Raw genomic sequence first — 15296 nt, 5'->3', positions numbered from 1 at the left:
CTCCGGGACGGGAGACGCATGAAGCACATCATCATCCTCGGGGCCGGGCAGGTCGGTCAGTCGCTGGCGGAGGCGCTGAGCGCCGACGGGATCGACATTACGGTGGTCGATTACCGCGCCGAGATGCTGGCGGAGCTGGAGGATCGTTTCGACATCAAGACCGTGCACGGCTTTGCCGCGCACCCCTCGGTGCTGGAGGCAGCCGGTGCGCAGGACGCGTCCATGCTGATCGCGGTCACCAACTCGGACGAGACCAACATGGTCGCCTGCCAGGTGGCCTCCACGCTGTTCAATATCGAGACCAAGATCGCCCGGGTGCGGGCCCGCGACTACCACGAGACCCCGGCGCTGTTCGCCCAGGACGCGATGCCGGTGGACATGCTGATCTCGCCCGAGGCCATCGTGACCAGCCACATCCAGCGCCTGATCGAGCACCCCGGTTCGCTCCAGGTGCTGGAATTCGCCGAGGGCCGAGTTTCGCTGGTGGGGGTGCGCGCCTACTACGGTGGCCCGCTGGTCGGGCACGAGCTGAAGAATCTGCAAAACGACATGCCGGGCATCCAGACCCGGGTGGCCGCGATCTTCCGCAAGGATCGCTCGATCCAGCCGGATGGTTCCACGGTGATCGAGGCCGATGACGAGGTGTTCTTCGTCGCGGCGAAGAAGAACATCCGCGCGGTGACCTCGGAGCTGCGCAAGCTGGAAAAGCCCTACAAGCGGATCATGGTGGCCGGTGGCGGCAACATCGGCGAGCGCCTGGCCGAGACGCTGAGCAAGCGCTACCGGGTCAAGGTGATCGAGCGCGATTCCGAGCGTGCCGATCATCTGGCGCGGACGCTACCCAGCAATGTCCTGGTGCTGCACGGGGACAGCTCGGATGACCGCTTCCTCGAATCCATCAACGTCGAGCACAGCGACGTGTTCTGCGCGGTCACCAACGACGACCAGGCGAACATCTTCGCCGGGATGCTGGCCAAGCGCTGGGGCGTGCGCAAGGTGATGTCGCTGATCAATCGGCCGAGCTACGTGGACCTGCTGCAAAGCGGGACGATCGATGTCGCGATCTCGCCACAGCAGGCGACCATCGGTGCGCTGCTGGCGCGGGTGCGCGAGGGCGGAACCGCCACCGTGCATGCCCTGCGCCGCGGTGCGGCCGAGGCGATCGAGACCGTGGTCAACGGCGATGCCCGGACGTCGCAGGTGGTCAGCCGCCGGATCGACGAGATCGACTTTCCCGAGGGCACTCGCGTCGGAGCGGTGGTGCGGGGCGAGGAGGTCATCATCCCCCATCGCGACACGGTCATCGAGGCCGGCGACCACGTGATTCTGTTCGTGACCGATCGGCGCAAGGTGAAGCAGGTGCAGCGCCTGTTCCAGCCCACGGCGCTGTTCTTTTAGGGAAACACTGATCAATGTACACACTCGCGTTGGTATCCCAGGTTTTCCGAGACAAGGCGCGGTGCGCAGCCGGTAGTGGTTCTACCGGCAAGGGCCGCAACGCAGGATCGGGGAACCTGGGTTACCAACCCCGCGGGGCTCGGCCGCTTTTGCGCGCGCACGGCGTTGCGGTTCCCTTGTGCAGAATGACTGCACGGCAGTCACCGCGCCTTGTTCGCACGCAAAAGCGACTCGAGCGCGAGTGCGTACATTCATCAGTGTTTCCCTAGGCGCAGCGCGCGGATGCTCCATCTCGCCTCCACGGCCCGGCTGCTGGGTGTCCTGCTGACGTTGTTCAGTCTGGCGATGCTGCCGCCGGCGGCCATCGGCTTTCTGTACGGGGAGTCCACCGCGTATGTCTTCCTGCAGGCCTTCGCCCTCCTGTTGCTGATGGGCGGCCTGCTGTGGGCGCCGTTGTACCGCATGCGCCAGGACCTGCAGGCGCGCGACGGCTTCATCCTGGTGGTGCTGTTCTGGCTGGGACTGGGGATCGCCGGGGCCACACCGCTGTACCTCGATCCGAACCTGCATGTGTCCTTGACCGATGCCGCCTTCGAGTCGATGTCCGGGCTGACCACGACGGGTGCCACGGTGCTGACCGGGCTGGATGATCTGCCGCGGGCGCTGCTGTGGTATCGCCAGCAGCTGCAGTGGATGGGCGGCATGGGGATCATCGTGCTGGCGGTGGCCATCCTGCCGCTCCTGGGCGTGGGCGGCATGCAGCTGTTCAAGGCCGAGACCCCGGGGCCGATCCGCGACAACAAGCTGACGCCGCGTATCGCCGAGACCGCACGCAACCTCTGGTACATCTACCTGGGCCTGACCGTCGCCTGCGCGCTGGCCTACTGGGCCGCGGGCATGGATGCCTTCGATGCGGTCGCACATGCCTTCTCGACCATCGCGATCGGCGGCTTCTCGACCTATGACGCCAGCATCGGCCACTTCGACAGTGCCCTGATCGAGAGCGTTGCCATCGTCTTCATGATCATCGCGGGGATGAACTTCGCCCTGCACTTCCTGGTGATCCATCGCGCCACCGTTGCCCCCTATCGTCACGACGAGGAACTGCGGACCTACCTGCTCCTGCTGGCCGTGGCCAGCGTGATCGTGGTGACCTTCATGCTCTGGACCGGCTTCGTCGGTGACCCTGCGGAGGCCCTGCGCAAGGGCATCTTCCACGTGGTGTCCATTGCGACCACGACGGGCTATACCACCGACAGCTTCTACCTGTGGCCAGGCTTTCTGCCAGTGCTGCTGATCTTCCTGTCGTTCATCGGGGCCTGTACCGGTTCTACCGGCGGCGGCATGAAGGTGGTGCGTGTGCTGCTGCTGGTGAAACAGGGCCTGCGCGAGATCAAGCGCCTGATCCACCCGCACGCGCGGATCACCGTGAAGGTGAACGGGAAGGAGGCCCCGGATCGTGTCGTGCAGGCGGTGTGGGGCTTCCTGGCGGCCTACGTAATGGTGTTCGTTGTGATGATGCTGTTGCTGATGGTGACCGGTCTGGATCAGGTCACCTCGTTCTCGGCAGTGGCCGCTTCGCTGAACAACCTGGGTCCCGGTCTGGGCGAGGTGGGTGCGAACTATGCCTCCATCAACGACTTCAGCAAGTGGGTCCTGGTGGTTGCGATGCTGATGGGGCGCCTGGAAATCTTTACCGTGCTGGTGCTTCTGTCGCCCGCCTTCTGGCGGCGTTAGCCTGACTGTACGGATCGGCGTGCGCCGAGGGAGGTGCCCCATGAACGACATGATCGAACGCTTCCAGAATATGCTCGACGGCGGCCAGGATTCCGCCATGCTGCGTTTCTCGCTGGGCAATGCCCTGGCGACCGATGGCCAACTGGAGGCCGCAGTGCCACATCTGCAGCGGGCGCTGGATCTGGACGGCGGCTATTCCGCGGCCTGGAAGCTGCTGGCGAAGACGCTGGTGGAGCTGGAGCGCCCCGAGTCGGCCCTGTCCACCTGCGAGCGCGGTATCCGCGTGGCCACCGAGAAGGGTGATCTGCAGGCCGCGAAGGAGATGGAGGTCTACGCCAAGCGCGCCCGCAAGCAGCAGGCCGCCACGGACGGGCCCGCCGACGGTACCGGGGGCGCATGAGCGCTGTCGACGACGAAACCGGGCGGCGCGAGGACGCTGGTGCCTACCAGGCCCCGCTGACCGCCGCGCACTTCGCCCCGCGTTACTGGGGCAGCTGGCTGTTGCTGGGCCTGGCCTGGGTGCTGCAGGAGTTGCCGCGCCCGGCCGTGCGCGGTCTCGCCGGCGGGCTGGGCCGGCTGATTCGCCGGCTGGCCGGGCGCAGTCGGACGGTGGTCGAGCGCAACCTGGAGCTGTGCTTCCCGGCGATGAGCGCCGCGGAGCGCGCCCAGCGCCTGGAGGCCTATTACCGCTACCAGGCGCAGACGGCGCTGGACTACGGGTTGCTGTGGTTCGGCAAGCCCGGCCAGCACGCCGCCCGCATTCGCATCGAGGGTCTGGAGCACTACGAGCGCCTGCGCTCCGGCGGGACGCCAGTGATCATCCTGGCGCCGCATTCCCTGGCGCTGGATTACGGCGGCGTGCGCATGAGTCAGATGTTCGACGGCGTGTCCTTCGCCAAGCCGATGAAGAACCCGGTGCTGGAGTGGATCAACCACCGCAGCCGCACGCGCTATTCCGGCGATATCTTCGCCCGCGACCAGGGCCTGCGCCCGGCCATTCGCCAGCTCAAGCGCGGTCGCTTCTTCTATTACCTGCCGGACGAGGACCTGGGCGCCGAGGGCGCGGTATTCGTGGATTTCTTCGGTGTGCAGAAGGCCACGCTGACCGCGCTGGCGCGTCTGGCGCGCATGTCGAAGGCGGCGGTCCTGCCCAGCTTCGCCTGGTATGACGCGGCGGCGGACCAGTACGTGATGCGCCTGTGGCCGCCCCTGGAAGACTATCCCTCGGGCGATGATGCCGTCGATGCGCGGCAGATGAACGCCGCCATTGAGCGAGGCATCGAGCAAGCCCCGGCGCAGTACCTGTGGTCCATGCGCCTGTTCCGCACCCGCCCCGAGGGCGAGTCGCGCCTGTACCCCGCGCGCAAGCGCTGATCCCGCCCTCATGCCCGAGGGCGACACGATCCACAAGCTGGCCGCCGCGTTGCGGCCGGTACTGGAGGGCGCAACGCTGACTGCGGTAGCGACCCGCACCCGGCGCGGCGATCCGTTGCTCGAGCATGGCGCGATGACCGCCGGAAGCGTGCAGGCCCGGGGCAAGCACTTGTTGCTGGATCTTGCCGCTGCGGATGGCCGGCCGTGGCAATTGCGCACCCACCTGGGCATGTACGGGACCTGGCACCAGTACGCCCCGGGTGTCGCCTGGCACAAGCCGGCCTCCAGTGCCTGGGCCGTCCTCAGCCTCCCGGAGCGGGTACTGGTCTGCTTTCATCCTCGCGAGCTGCAGTGGCGCCCGCGCACGGCGGGGGCGGCGGATGTCCCGCGTCTGGATGCCCGTGTCGGCCCTGATCTTCTGGACCCGGCGATCGACCTGGATGCCGTGGTCATGCGGGTGCGGACCGTCGCGGACCCGGCGCGCCCGATCCTGGATGTGCTGCTGGATCAGTCGCTGGCGGCGGGCATCGGGAACATCTACAAGTCAGAGGTGCTGTTCCTGCAAGGCTGTCACCCGCTGTGGCCTCTCGGGCAGGTGTCGCAGCGGGTGCTGGCGGGGCTGTACCGCGATGCCGAGCGGTTGCTGCGGCGCAACTTGAAGCCGGGTCCGCGCATCACCCGCGAGCGCGCGGAGGAGGGAGCGTTCCTGAACGTCTATGGCCGCCGTGGCGAGCCCTGCCGGCAGTGCGGCGCACCGGTCGAATATGCCCTGCTGGGCGAACACGGCCGCTCGACGTACTGGTGCCCTGTCTGCCAGCCGAGGGAACCCGCCGCCTGAACGCAGGTACCAATGGACATCGGACCGAACAAGGAGCGAACCATGAGCAAGCGCAGACATATCCTGGGACGTGCAACGCTGGTTCCCATGACCATGGGCCTTCTGGTGGCATGCACCGGGTCCTCCGGGGTCTCGGCCGAGGGCCTGGAGGCCGGGCAGCAGGATCTGCAGGTCAGCGTGCTGCACGAAGACCTGAATCACCCCTGGGCCATCGCCTTCCTGCCCGAAGGCGGTGCACTGATCAGCGAACGCCCGGGCACCCTGCGCTGGTTCGAGGACGCCGAGTCCTTCGACGGGCGGGGCGCGCTGGTCCCGGGGTTGCCGGACGACCTGCAGGCGCGCAACCAGGGCGGTTTGCTGGATCTTGCCCTGCATCCGGAGTTCGCCGACAACCGCTGGCTGTACTTCACCTACTCGGCGAGCGTGGAGGGCGGACTGACGACCCGCCTGGCGCGTGGGCGCTTCCAGGATGGCGAGCTGCAGGACGTCCAGACCCTGTTCACCGCCGAGCCGGGTGTCAGCGGCGGCCGCCACTTCGGCAGCCGCATCGTGTTTGACCAGGCCGGGTACGTGTACATCAGCGTGGGTGACCGCGGCGATCGCGATCATGCGCAGGACACCTCCACCCATATCGGCAGCATCATCCGGCTGCATGACGATGGTTCGGTGCCGGACGACAACCCGCTGGTGGATGATCCCGACGCCCGCCCGGAGATCTGGGCCTGGGGCGTGCGCAACCCGCAGGGCATGGTGGTGGACCCCGAGACCGGCATCTTCTGGCAGAACGAGCATGGCCCGCGCGGGGGTGACGAGGTCAACATCATCGAACCTGGCCTGAACTACGGTTGGCCGGTCATCACCCACGGCGAGGAATACCGTGGCGGCCAGGTGGGCGAGGGTCTGACCGAGAAGGAGGGGATGGAGTCACCATTGCATCACTGGACGCCTTCCATTGCCCCGTCCGGCATGGCGATCCTGCGCGATCCGGCCTTTGCCGACTGGGATGGTGACCTGCTGGTTGGCGGACTGGCGCACCAGACGCTGCGCCGCCTGACCTTCGACGGGCGCGATCTGGTCAATGAGTCCGAGGTGCTGCCGGATCTGGATCGCCGCGTTCGCGACGTGCGCGTGCACGAAGGCGCAATCTACGTACTTACCGACCACAACCCGGGGGAGCTGATCCGGCTCACCCCGGCTGACTGATGGAGTCGCCGATGTTCGCATTCTCCGAACCCCGCATGCCTGCGCCGGGGCAGGCCCTGCCCGGGCGCGAGGAGCCGATGCCGGTGCCCGAGCGCCATATGGTGCTGGGAACCCCGTTGGCACCGCCGTACCCCGAGGGCATGCAGGTGATCCAGTTCGGCATGGGCTGCTTCTGGGGCGCCGAGCGCCTGTTCTGGCAGCTGGACGGGGTGTACTCCACCAGCGTCGGTTACGGCGGCGGCTATACCCCGAATCCGACCTATCGCGAGGTATGCAGCGGCCAGACCGGGCACACCGAACTGGTCCGTGTGGTGTTCGATCCGCGGCGAGTCGACCTGGATGCGCTGTTCCGCACGTTCTGGGAAGGCCACGACCCGACTCAGGGCATGCGCCAGGGCAACGACGTCGGTACCCAGTACCGCTCCGCGATCTACACCACCGATGCGGACCAGCTGGCGGCCGCCGAGACCAGCCGCCAACGCTTCCAGAGCGCGCTGGATGCCGCCGGTTGTCCCGCGATCACCACCGAGATTGCCGAGGGGCCGGCGTTCTACTTCGCCGAGGACTACCACCAGCAATACCTGGCCAAGGTCCCCAACGGCTACTGCGGCCTCGGCGGCCTGTCCGTCGCCTATCCCGCCTGACGTTTTCGTCGAAAGGGGTTTTCACCACGAAGCTCACGAAGGCATGAAGAAGGGCAAAAACCTGTTTCACCACAGAGAGCACGGAGGACACAGAGGAAGGAGCAAGGATTTCAGAAGGTAGGATGTGATGAGCGCAGCGAATCGCATCGTGTCGCGGCCCAGGGCTTCCCCGTTCCGGATTGATGCGTTTCGCTGCGCTCAACGGCATCCTACTCGGTTAATTCCCTTGGTTGTCTCTGTGCCCTCTGTGGTTCAAATCGCTGTTGACCTGCCCTCCTTCGTGCCTTCGTGAGCTTCGTGGTGAACCAGGGTTTCAGTCTTTTGGGGTGGCGGCCTGGACGAGGGCCTGGAACAGACGCTGGTGGCGGCGTTTCTGCGGCAGGTATTCCGGGTGCCACTGCACGCCGATGCACCAGCCGCGGTCGGCCTCGATCGCCTGCACCACGCCGCTGCTCTCGTGGCCGGCGACCCTCAGCCCGCGCCCCAGGCCATCCACCGCCTGATTGTGCAGGGCGTTCACGTGCAGCGTGGCGTCGCCCAGGATGTCCGCCAGGTGGCTGCGCGGCTCCAGCTGGACCGGCTTGACCGGCAACAGGCTGCGGGCCTGCGGTGTTTCCACGTAGAACTCGGCGAGATCGCGCTGCAGCGTGCCGCCGCGCACCACGTTGACCAGCTGCATGCCGCGGCAGATGCCGAGGATCGGGCGGTGATCGTCCAGCGCGCGGTGGATCAGGGCCTTCTCCAGACGGTCACGGTCAACGTCCAGTACGCCACCGTGCGACTGGAACAGCCGGCGCAGCAGCCACAGGGCCGGGTAGAAGAGATAGCCGATCAGCCGTTGCGAGAGGCGTTGTTCCGCCTGGCGGATGGCGGCCGCATCCGGCCCGTCGGGCAGGGTCTCGCCGTAGAGCTCGGGGTCGACATCCGCTCCGCCGCCCACGATCAGTCCGTCGAACGGGCAACGGCCGCGCGGTCGGCCCGGGCGCAACCGCAAAGGGCGGCCTCCCGCGCGCCACACCGCCAGGGCGGTGAACAGCCAGGCCGGACCCCCACCCTGGTCCGGCCCGGTGATCGCGATCACCGGGCGACGGGCTGGGGGCGTGACCCGGCTGGATGCATTGGGAGCCGAGTCAGAACCAGTCACGGAGGCGCTGGCTCCAGTCGTCGGCCCAGCGGCCGAGGGCCTGGCCAGGGCGTTCCAGGTATTCGCGTGACAGGCGCTCCAGGCGTTCCGGGTCCGCGGCGAGGCGTTCCACCTCCACCCAGCCATTGAACGGGCGCGCCAGGCTCCATTCCGGGTCGTCGATCTCGCAGTTCGGCAGGCGGTAATGGAAGGCCGGGCGCGGTTTGATCAAGTCGTGTTCCACCGGTGCGGCGTTGACCCGTTCCGGGTCCAGGTGGGCAAACAAGGGCAACAGGTCCAGTGGTCGGTTGCGGGTCGGGCTGTGCGCCAGGTAGGCATCGATCAGGCCCGCCTGATCGGGCTGGAAGTCCGGGTCCAGCATGTGGCGTACAAAGGGCCCGGGAAACGCGCGAATGTAGGGCGACAGTCGCCGTGCCAGATCGATCGCCCCGGCCGCGGTGAGGGCCTCGACCATCAGCAGGAAGCTGCGCAGGATCGCCAGCAGCCACTCGGCATCGGTACGGTGGATCTCGATATTGATCTGCAGCCCGAAAGCGTACAACAAGGAGCGTTCGGTGCCCTGGGCGCCGGCCTTTTGCAGGGCCGTGCGCACCCGGTCCAGGCGGGGCAGGTCGGCCGCCGCGATCGGCGGAGCCACGATTTCGTGTGGGACCAGAAGGCCCGCAGCGTCCGCCAGCCAGCGATCCAGCGCGGCCTCGTCGGAATCGTCCAAGGCGATGCCCAGGCGCGACAGGTGCTCGCGGTAGGCGCGGTCCTTCAGTACGCGGGCGTCCAACTCCAGCTGGAAGTCGCCGACGTCGGTATCGCACACGTGGAAGACGAAGGGGCTGTCGGATTCGATGTGTCCGCCGAACTCGGCTTTGACCGCTTCGGCCATGGTCTCTAGCGACACCCCGGCCATCTCGATCTCTACCCCGATGCGCCGCGGCTCACCGTCCGGGTTCGTGGGCCAGGGGAGTTCGTGGAAGGGCTCGCTCATGCGTTTCTCGAAGCCGCTCAAGGGCCCTCCATGATAACGGCTCGGTGTACCTCGTGCGGTCCGGGCAGTAGGATAGGCGCCGACCTACAGGAGCCCGCCGAGCCCATGGATCGAATCTATCTGCGCGACCTCGAAATCGATGCCGTTGTCGGTGTCTACGACTGGGAACAGCGGATCCAGCGCCGCCTGCGATTCGACATCGAACTGGCGGCGGATACCCGCATCGCCGCCTATTCCGGCGAGATCGGCGATACCGTCGATTACGAGGCGGTGGCCAACGCGGTGCGTGCCATCGTCACGCGCGAGCCGCACGCGCTGCTGGAATCGCTCGCCGAGGAGATTGCCGAGGCCCTGATGGCCCAGTTCGGTTCACCCTGGGTGCGCATCAAACTGGGCAAGCCCGGCGCGGTATCCGGGGTGCGCGAGGTCGGCATCGAGATCGAACGCGGAAGCCTTTCCTCCTAAACATCGCTCTCACGGGTCCTCAGTGGCCCTGGCTGCCTCGTTCTCTCCGCGATCGCGAGTCGCGACCACCGGACGTCGCAACCTCTCAGGCAGCGGCCTTGCTCGGTTCCGCTCGCCATAGCGGCCGTTCCCCCTGAATGCCGCCTGTCTTATACCCCCTTCTTGTTCACCTGAATCTTCTCTGGCGCCGGACATGGTTCACAACATGGCCGGTTCGCACGCTTTTGGTGCGTGTGCACTTTTAGTGCGCACCATTTAGAGGCAATTGCCCGTGGTTCGACCACAACAGGTGTTGTTAAAAGCCGATTTTGCTCCCATTTGGTACTTGGCACAGCCCATGCAAGGACCGTGTTGTCGACTACGCGACACTCGATTGACCAATCTGGGAGAAGACCAATATGAAGAAGTTCACCCGTTCCGCGCTGGCCGCTGCTGTCCTCACCGTAGGCTCCACCGGTGGCGTCGCGTTTACCTCCACCGCCGCCGCGGAGCTGTCCGTGAACATTGGTGCGGTGTCCAACTACTACTTCCGAGGCTTTTCCGAAAGCGATGACGGTGCGGCCATTCAGGGCGGTATTGATTACGAGCATGCCTCCGGGTTTTACGCCGGAACCTGGCTGTCGAACGTCGATTTTGGCGATGACACCAGCTACGAGCTCGATCTCTATGCCGGATTCGCCGACGAGTTCGCAAGCGGGTTCGGATACGACGTTGGCTACATCTACTATGCCTACCCCGATGCCCGTGATGATACCGGCTCTCTGAGCGCCGACTTTGGCGAGATCTACGGGGAAGTCAGCTTTGATACTGGCACCGTCGGTCTCTATGGCGGCATGGCCTATGTTGTTCACGACAGTGATGACTCGGCCTTGCAGGATGACGACATGTACTTCTACGCCGGTCTGGATATCCCGTTCATGGATGTCTACAGCGCCGGTTTCCTGGTGGGTCGCACCCGCTTCGACGATTCCGATGCCGAAAACTACACCCACTACACCGCCAGCCTGGCGCGCGACGCGGGGGACTGGGGCGAGTTCAGCCTTAACCTCGAGTACGTCGACGAGTCCGACGAGGACCTGGGCGCCTGGGTGGGTTGGTCCAAGACGTTCTGAATCCCGGCCTTACCTCTTAACGCAAAGGCGGGCCCGCATGGTGGCGGGCCCGCCCACAGGAGTCTGACATGAAGATGATTACCGCCGTGATCAAGCCGTTCAAGCTTGATGATGTTCGCGAGGCGATCTCGGAGATCGGCGTGCAGGGCATGACCATGACCGAAGTGAAGGGTTTTGGTCGCCAGCGCGGTCATACCGAGTTGTATCGCGGTGCCGAGTATGTAGTCGATTTTTTGCCCAAGGTGAAGCTTGAAGTGGCTGTTGACGAAAACCTGGTGGATCAGGTGGTCGAGGCCATTTCAAAGTCCGCCAGCACGGGCAAGATCGGCGACGGCAAGATCTTTATTACGCCGGTGGAGCAGGTCGTGCGCATTCGCACGGGCGAAACCGGACCGGAAGCGCTTTAAACCTTTGCCTTCCAGCGAATGAGGAATTTCAATCATGGAAATTGAACAGCAAGTTGTCGAACTCGCCTATGCGATGGACACCTTTTACTTTCTGGTGGCCGGTGCACTGGTGATGTGGATGGCCGCGGGCTTTACCATGCTCGAGGCCGGTATGGTGCGCACCAAGAGTGTGGCCGAAATCGCAACCAAGAATATCGCCCTGTATTCGATCGCCAGCATCATGTACATGCTGATCGGCTACAACATCATGTACAGCGATGGTCTCAGCTCCATTATCCCGGGGCTGGGCTTCCTGATCAGCGGCGACAACGCAGTCGCGGACGTGCTGGGTAGCGGTGGCGACATCTACTACTCCGATCGTGCCGACTTCTTCTTCCAGGTCGTGTTCGTGGCGACGGCGATGTCCATCGTCTCCGGTGCCGTGGCCGAGCGCATGAAGCTGTGGGCCTTCCTGGCCTTTGCGGTCGTGCTGACCGGCTTTATCTACCCGATCCAGGGCTTCTGGAGCTGGGGTGGCGGTATCCTCGACCAGATCGGCTACCTGGACTACGCGGGTTCCGGCATCGTTCACTTCACGGGTGCCGCTGCGGCGCTGGCCGGTGTGTTGCTCCTCGGGGCGCGCAAGGGCAAGTACGGTGCGGATGGCAAGATCAACGCCATTCCGGGTTCCAACATGCCGCTGGCCACGCTGGGTGTGCTGATCCTGTGGCTGGGTTGGTTCGGCTTTAACGGCGGGTCCGAGCTGAAGGTGTCGGACATCGAGTCCGCCAATGCCGTGGCCGCCGTGTTCGCCAACACCAACCTGGCCGCGGCTGGGGGTGTGGTGGCCGCGCTGATCACCACCCGTCTGATCTTCGGCAAGGCCGACCTGACCATGGCGCTGAACGGTGCGGTTGCGGGCCTGGTGTCCATCACCGCCGAGCCGATGATGCCCAGCCCGGTCCTGGCGATGATCATTGGTGCCGTTGGTGGCGTGATCGTGGTGTTCTCGATCGTCGCCCTCGACAAGCTGAAGATCGATGACCCGGTTGGTGCGATCTCCGCGCACGGGACGGCCGGTATCTGGGGCGTGATGGCGGTCCTGCTGTCCAACCCGGACGCGACCTTCTTCGGCCAGATCGTGGGTCTGCTCGCCATCTTCGTGTTCGTCTTCGTGGCCAGCCTGATTGTCTGGGCGATCCTCAAGGCGGTGATGGGCATTCGCCTGAGCGAAGAGGACGAAGCCATGGGTGCCGATATCGCCGAGTGCGGTCTCGAGGCCTACCCGGAGTTCACTGGGAAGCAATAAAGCTTCGTTAACCTGAAACCGGGGTCGGGCCGTAACCCGGCTCGATCCCGATACATCGTCTCCTCCGACGCCGACAAGACAGTCTCCCAGGACTTGGATGTTGGCCTTTGGGCGCCCCTTCATCGGGCGCCCTTTTTTGTGGTTCATCGAGCATTACCGGGGAAGGCGGCGCTGCCCGCGAAGCTCCTGCCCGCGCCGGACTTGCAGGTAACATCCCGCTGCAACCTGATCCCGGTTCCGAGCCTCTCCCCCAAGCAGCGTCTCCCGGTCCGGCCATTCATCCCCGTACCCCGGCTTCGGTTACGATCCCGTTTTTGCTGCACTGGAAGCCTGACGCATGGATCGCCTGCTGGACGTCCGACAACTGAAAACAGCCCAGCTGGGCCCGCTGGACCTGGCGGTTCAGCCGGGCGAACTGGTGCAGGTCACCGGCGCCTCGGGTGCCGGCAAGTCCCTGCTGTTGCGCGCCCTGGCGGATCTCGACCCCAGCACGGGGGAGGTGGTGCTGAACGGCGAGGCGCGCGACGCCATGCTGCCGGTCCAGTGGCGCCGGCGCGTGGCCTATGTGCCGGCCGAGACCGCCTGGTGGGGCGAGCGCGTGGACGAACACCTGCCGGCCGATTTCTCGCGCGAGGCGGCGCTGCACCTGCTGGAACAGGTCGCGTTGCCGGAGGCCTCGCTGGGGTGGGAGGTCGAGCGTCTCTCCAGCGGCGAGAAACAGCGCCTGGGCCTGGTGCGCGCTCTGCTGAACCGGCCCCGTGTCCTGCTGCTGGACGAGCCCACCGCCAACCTGGACCTGGAGAACACCAAGCGCATCGAGCGCGCGGTGCGGGCGTACTTGGCCGAAGAAGAGGCGGCGGCACTGTGGGTCAGTCATGACACGCTGCAGCGCCAGCGTCTGGGCGGGCGCATCCTGACCATCCGCGATGGCCAGTTGGAGGGTGACGCATGGACCTGATCTCGCTATCCGCGCTGGACCTGACGCTGGCGGCGCTGCTGGTTGTCGCCCTGGCTGGCCTGACTATCTGGGCGCGCATGGGGCTGGGGCGCAGCCTGCTGATCGCTGGGGCGCGCACCGTGATCCAGCTGTTGCTGATCGGCCTGGTGCTGCAGACGCTGTTCGACCACGCGCACCTGGGCTGGGTGGCGCTGATGGCGCTGGTCATGGTGTCGATCGCGGGCTACGAGGTGATGGCGCGCCAGCAGCGCCGTTTTGCCGGGCTGTGGGGCTACGGGATCGGTGCGGTCACCATGTTCGTTTCGGCCTTTGCCGTCACCGTGCTCGCGCTGACTACCATGGTGGGACCCTCGCCCTGGTGGGAGCCGCAGTACGCCATCCCGCTGCTGGGCATGTTGCTGGGCAACACCATGACCGGTATCGCGCTGGGGCTGGACCGCCTGACCCAGACGGTCTGGCGCGAGCGCCGCACCATTGAGGCCCGGCTGGCGCTGGGCTCAGGCTGGAGCGAGGCCGTCGCCACCATGCGCCGCGAGGCTGCCCGCTCCGGGTTGATGCCGACCATCAATGCCATGGCCGCGGCCGGTATCGTCAGCCTGCCGGGCATGATGACCGGCCAGATCCTCGCCGGCGCCCCGCCAGTAGAGGCGGTCAAGTACCAGATCCTGATCATGTTCTTGATCACTGCCGGCACCGGCTTCGGCACCCTCGGTGCGGTCTGGTTCGCCTCCCGCCGCCTGTTCGACACCCGCGAACGCCTGCGCCTCGACCGCCTCAAGCCGGGCCGCCACACGTAGTCGGGCGCCGTAGGATGCGCTGAGCGCAGCGAACCGCATCACAGGCGTTGGCTGGAGCCCCTGGGCTGGCAACCCACCCGGGCGGCTAGGGCCGTCAGGCGAACAGCTTGCGGCGGAAGAACTCGGGCGTGGCCCCGGCGGCGCGGTGGATGGCGGCGTTGTAGTAGTGGGTGATAAACGTCGACTCCTCGGCTGCTTCCTCGCGCAGGAAGGACACCGGGGCGTCCTTCGCCGCGATGGTGCAGGTCCACCAGCCGGAGGGGTAGGTGGGTTGTGGGAAGTGCATCGTCAATGCATCGATGAAGCCGGCCGCGCGCAGGCTGTCGTGCATCGGGCGAATGATGCTCTCGGTATGCAATAGCGGCGATTCGCTTTGCTGGACCAGCAGGCCATCCGGGCCCAGGGCCTTCACGCAGTCCTTGTAGAAGGCGGTGGAGAACAGGCCTTCGGCCGGGCCCACCGGATCGGTGGAATCGACGATGATCACGTCGACGGAGCCGGGCGTGGCGTCCTGCAGGTACTGTACGCCGTCGTCGAACAGGAGCTCGGCGCGCGGGTCGTCGTTGGCGTCGCACAGTTCCGGGAAGTACTGCTCGGCCAAGCGGGTGACGCGCTCGTCGATATCCACCTGCACGGCCTTTTGCACTTCGTCGTGCTTGAGCACTTCGCGCAGGGTGCCGCAGTCGCCGCCGCCAATAATGACCACGTTCTTCGGGGCTCTGTGCGAGTAGAGCACCGGATGCGACATCATCTCGTGGTAGATGAAGTTGTCGCGCCCGGTGAGCATCACGCAGCCGTCGATCACCATCAGGTTGCCGAAGGCCTCGGTCTCGTAGATTTCGATCTTCTGGTAGGGGGTCTGCTCTTCGTGCAGCTTCTGCTTGATGCGCAGGGACAGCGCCATGTTTTCGTGCGGTTCGCTGAACCAGTTGTTGTCGAGTGCCATTGGGCG

Annotated in this window: 16 protein-coding genes; 13 read left to right on the top strand and 3 right to left on the bottom strand. The window is 65.7% G+C overall.

Annotated features, from left to right (window positions below; translation table 11 throughout):
- Nucleotides 1-18 precede the first annotated feature (18 nt).
- From trkA to msrA, 7 genes are all read left to right on the top strand, one after another.
- Nucleotides 19-1398, top strand: coding sequence for a Trk system potassium transporter TrkA (gene trkA / locus F816_RS0102880; protein ID WP_018144642.1), 1380 nt, complete (start codon nt 19-21; stop codon nt 1396-1398).
- Nucleotides 1399-1680: 282 nt separating this feature from the next.
- The gene (locus F816_RS0102875) at nt 1681-3135 is read left to right on the top strand and encodes a TrkH family potassium uptake protein (protein WP_019593461.1); all 1455 of its coding nucleotides are present in this window, start codon (nt 1681-1683) and stop codon (nt 3133-3135) included.
- A gap of 40 nt (nt 3136-3175) precedes the next feature.
- Nucleotides 3176-3535, top strand: coding sequence for a tetratricopeptide repeat protein (locus tag F816_RS0102870; protein ID WP_019593460.1), 360 nt, complete (start codon nt 3176-3178; stop codon nt 3533-3535).
- A complete protein-coding gene (locus F816_RS0102865) occupies nt 3532-4509 on the top strand; it encodes a lysophospholipid acyltransferase family protein (protein ID WP_019593459.1) in 978 nt (325 codons plus the stop codon). Before F816_RS0102870 ends, F816_RS0102865 begins: the two co-directional genes overlap by 4 nt.
- A gap of 10 nt (nt 4510-4519) precedes the next feature.
- A complete protein-coding gene (locus tag F816_RS0102860) occupies nt 4520-5347 on the top strand; it encodes a DNA-formamidopyrimidine glycosylase family protein (protein WP_019593458.1) in 828 nt (275 codons plus the stop codon).
- A 42-nt stretch (nt 5348-5389) separates the two neighbouring features.
- Nucleotides 5390-6550, top strand: a complete 1161-nt coding sequence (locus F816_RS0102855) for a PQQ-dependent sugar dehydrogenase (protein ID WP_019593457.1) — start codon at nt 5390-5392, stop codon at nt 6548-6550.
- Between the two features lie 11 nt (nt 6551-6561).
- On the top strand, nt 6562-7194 hold the full coding sequence (gene msrA / locus F816_RS0102850; RefSeq protein WP_019593456.1) for a peptide-methionine (S)-S-oxide reductase MsrA: 633 nt from the start codon (nt 6562-6564) through the stop codon (nt 7192-7194).
- Between the two features lie 313 nt (nt 7195-7507).
- Here the strand turns inward: msrA and F816_RS0102845 are convergent, their stop codons facing one another.
- Nucleotides 7508-8275 carry a gamma-glutamyl-gamma-aminobutyrate hydrolase family protein gene (locus tag F816_RS0102845; protein ID WP_019593455.1) on the bottom strand — a complete coding sequence of 256 codons (768 nt, stop codon included), beginning with the start codon at nt 8273-8275 and terminating at the stop codon, nt 7508-7510.
- A 49-nt stretch (nt 8276-8324) separates the two neighbouring features.
- Nucleotides 8325-9317 carry an amidoligase family protein gene (locus F816_RS0102840; protein WP_026333102.1) on the bottom strand — a complete coding sequence of 331 codons (993 nt, stop codon included), beginning with the start codon at nt 9315-9317 and terminating at the stop codon, nt 8325-8327.
- Nucleotides 9318-9422: 105 nt separating this feature from the next.
- Here F816_RS0102840 and folB point away from each other — a divergent pair, with 105 nt between their 5' ends.
- From folB to fetB, 6 genes are all read left to right on the top strand, one after another.
- Nucleotides 9423-9782, top strand: coding sequence for a dihydroneopterin aldolase (gene folB, locus F816_RS0102835; protein WP_019593453.1), 360 nt, complete (start codon nt 9423-9425; stop codon nt 9780-9782).
- A 398-nt stretch (nt 9783-10180) separates the two neighbouring features.
- Entirely contained in the window at nt 10181-10894 is a 714-nt protein-coding gene (locus F816_RS0102830) for a TorF family putative porin (RefSeq protein WP_018144632.1), read from the top strand.
- Nucleotides 10895-10962: 68 nt separating this feature from the next.
- On the top strand, nt 10963-11301 hold the full coding sequence (locus F816_RS0102825) for a P-II family nitrogen regulator (protein WP_012981610.1): 339 nt from the start codon (nt 10963-10965) through the stop codon (nt 11299-11301).
- A 34-nt stretch (nt 11302-11335) separates the two neighbouring features.
- Nucleotides 11336-12589, top strand: coding sequence for an ammonium transporter (locus F816_RS0102820; RefSeq protein WP_019593452.1), 1254 nt, complete (start codon nt 11336-11338; stop codon nt 12587-12589).
- 337 nt (nt 12590-12926) lie between these two features.
- Nucleotides 12927-13547 (top strand): ATP-binding cassette domain-containing protein, encoded by a 621-nt coding sequence (locus tag F816_RS0102815; RefSeq protein WP_019593451.1) that lies wholly within the window; start codon nt 12927-12929, stop codon nt 13545-13547.
- Complete coding sequence (gene fetB, locus F816_RS0102810; protein WP_018168345.1) at nt 13538-14344, top strand: iron export ABC transporter permease subunit FetB; 807 nt, start codon at nt 13538-13540, stop codon at nt 14342-14344. Before F816_RS0102815 ends, fetB begins: the two co-directional genes overlap by 10 nt.
- Nucleotides 14345-14438: 94 nt before the next feature.
- Here fetB and speE read toward each other — a convergent pair whose 3' ends face one another.
- Entirely contained in the window at nt 14439-15290 is an 852-nt protein-coding gene (gene speE / locus F816_RS0102805; protein ID WP_019593450.1) for a polyamine aminopropyltransferase, read from the bottom strand.
- Nucleotides 15291-15296: the final 6 nt, after the last annotated feature.

It is taken from the genome of Thioalkalivibrio sp. ALM2T (assembly GCF_000381505.1).
Classification (GTDB): Bacteria; Pseudomonadota; Gammaproteobacteria; order Ectothiorhodospirales; family Ectothiorhodospiraceae; genus Thioalkalivibrio; species Thioalkalivibrio versutus.
Note: the sequence above shows the minus strand (reverse complement) of the source record. Positions and strands in the feature narration are given on the sequence as shown.

Bases quoted from the DNA above. Each gene is read 5' to 3' on its own strand.
- F816_RS0102870 (WP_019593460.1), top strand. From the start codon at position 3,176: ATGAACGACATGATCGAACGCTTCCAGAATATGCTCGACGGCGGCCAG.
- folB (WP_019593453.1), top strand. From the start codon at position 9,423: ATGGATCGAATCTATCTGCGCGACCTCGAAATCGATGCCGTTGTCGGT.
- F816_RS0102820 (WP_019593452.1), top strand. From the start codon at position 11,336: ATGGAAATTGAACAGCAAGTTGTCGAACTCGCCTATGCGATGGACACC.
- F816_RS0102875 (WP_019593461.1), top strand. From the start codon at position 1,681: ATGCTCCATCTCGCCTCCACGGCCCGGCTGCTGGGTGTCCTGCTGACG.
- msrA (WP_019593456.1), top strand. From the start codon at position 6,562: ATGTTCGCATTCTCCGAACCCCGCATGCCTGCGCCGGGGCAGGCCCTG.
- F816_RS0102840 (WP_026333102.1), bottom strand. From the start codon at position 9,317: ATGAGCGAGCCCTTCCACGAACTCCCCTGGCCCACGAACCCGGACGGT.
- F816_RS0102860 (WP_019593458.1), top strand. From the start codon at position 4,520: ATGCCCGAGGGCGACACGATCCACAAGCTGGCCGCCGCGTTGCGGCCG.
- F816_RS0102830 (WP_018144632.1), top strand. From the start codon at position 10,181: ATGAAGAAGTTCACCCGTTCCGCGCTGGCCGCTGCTGTCCTCACCGTA.
- F816_RS0102865 (WP_019593459.1), top strand. From the start codon at position 3,532: ATGAGCGCTGTCGACGACGAAACCGGGCGGCGCGAGGACGCTGGTGCC.
- fetB (WP_018168345.1), top strand. From the start codon at position 13,538: ATGGACCTGATCTCGCTATCCGCGCTGGACCTGACGCTGGCGGCGCTG.
- F816_RS0102855 (WP_019593457.1), top strand. From the start codon at position 5,390: ATGAGCAAGCGCAGACATATCCTGGGACGTGCAACGCTGGTTCCCATG.
- speE (WP_019593450.1), bottom strand. From the start codon at position 15,290: ATGGCACTCGACAACAACTGGTTCAGCGAACCGCACGAAAACATGGCG.
- F816_RS0102825 (WP_012981610.1), top strand. From the start codon at position 10,963: ATGAAGATGATTACCGCCGTGATCAAGCCGTTCAAGCTTGATGATGTT.
- trkA (WP_018144642.1), top strand. From the start codon at position 19: ATGAAGCACATCATCATCCTCGGGGCCGGGCAGGTCGGTCAGTCGCTG.
- F816_RS0102815 (WP_019593451.1), top strand. From the start codon at position 12,927: ATGGATCGCCTGCTGGACGTCCGACAACTGAAAACAGCCCAGCTGGGC.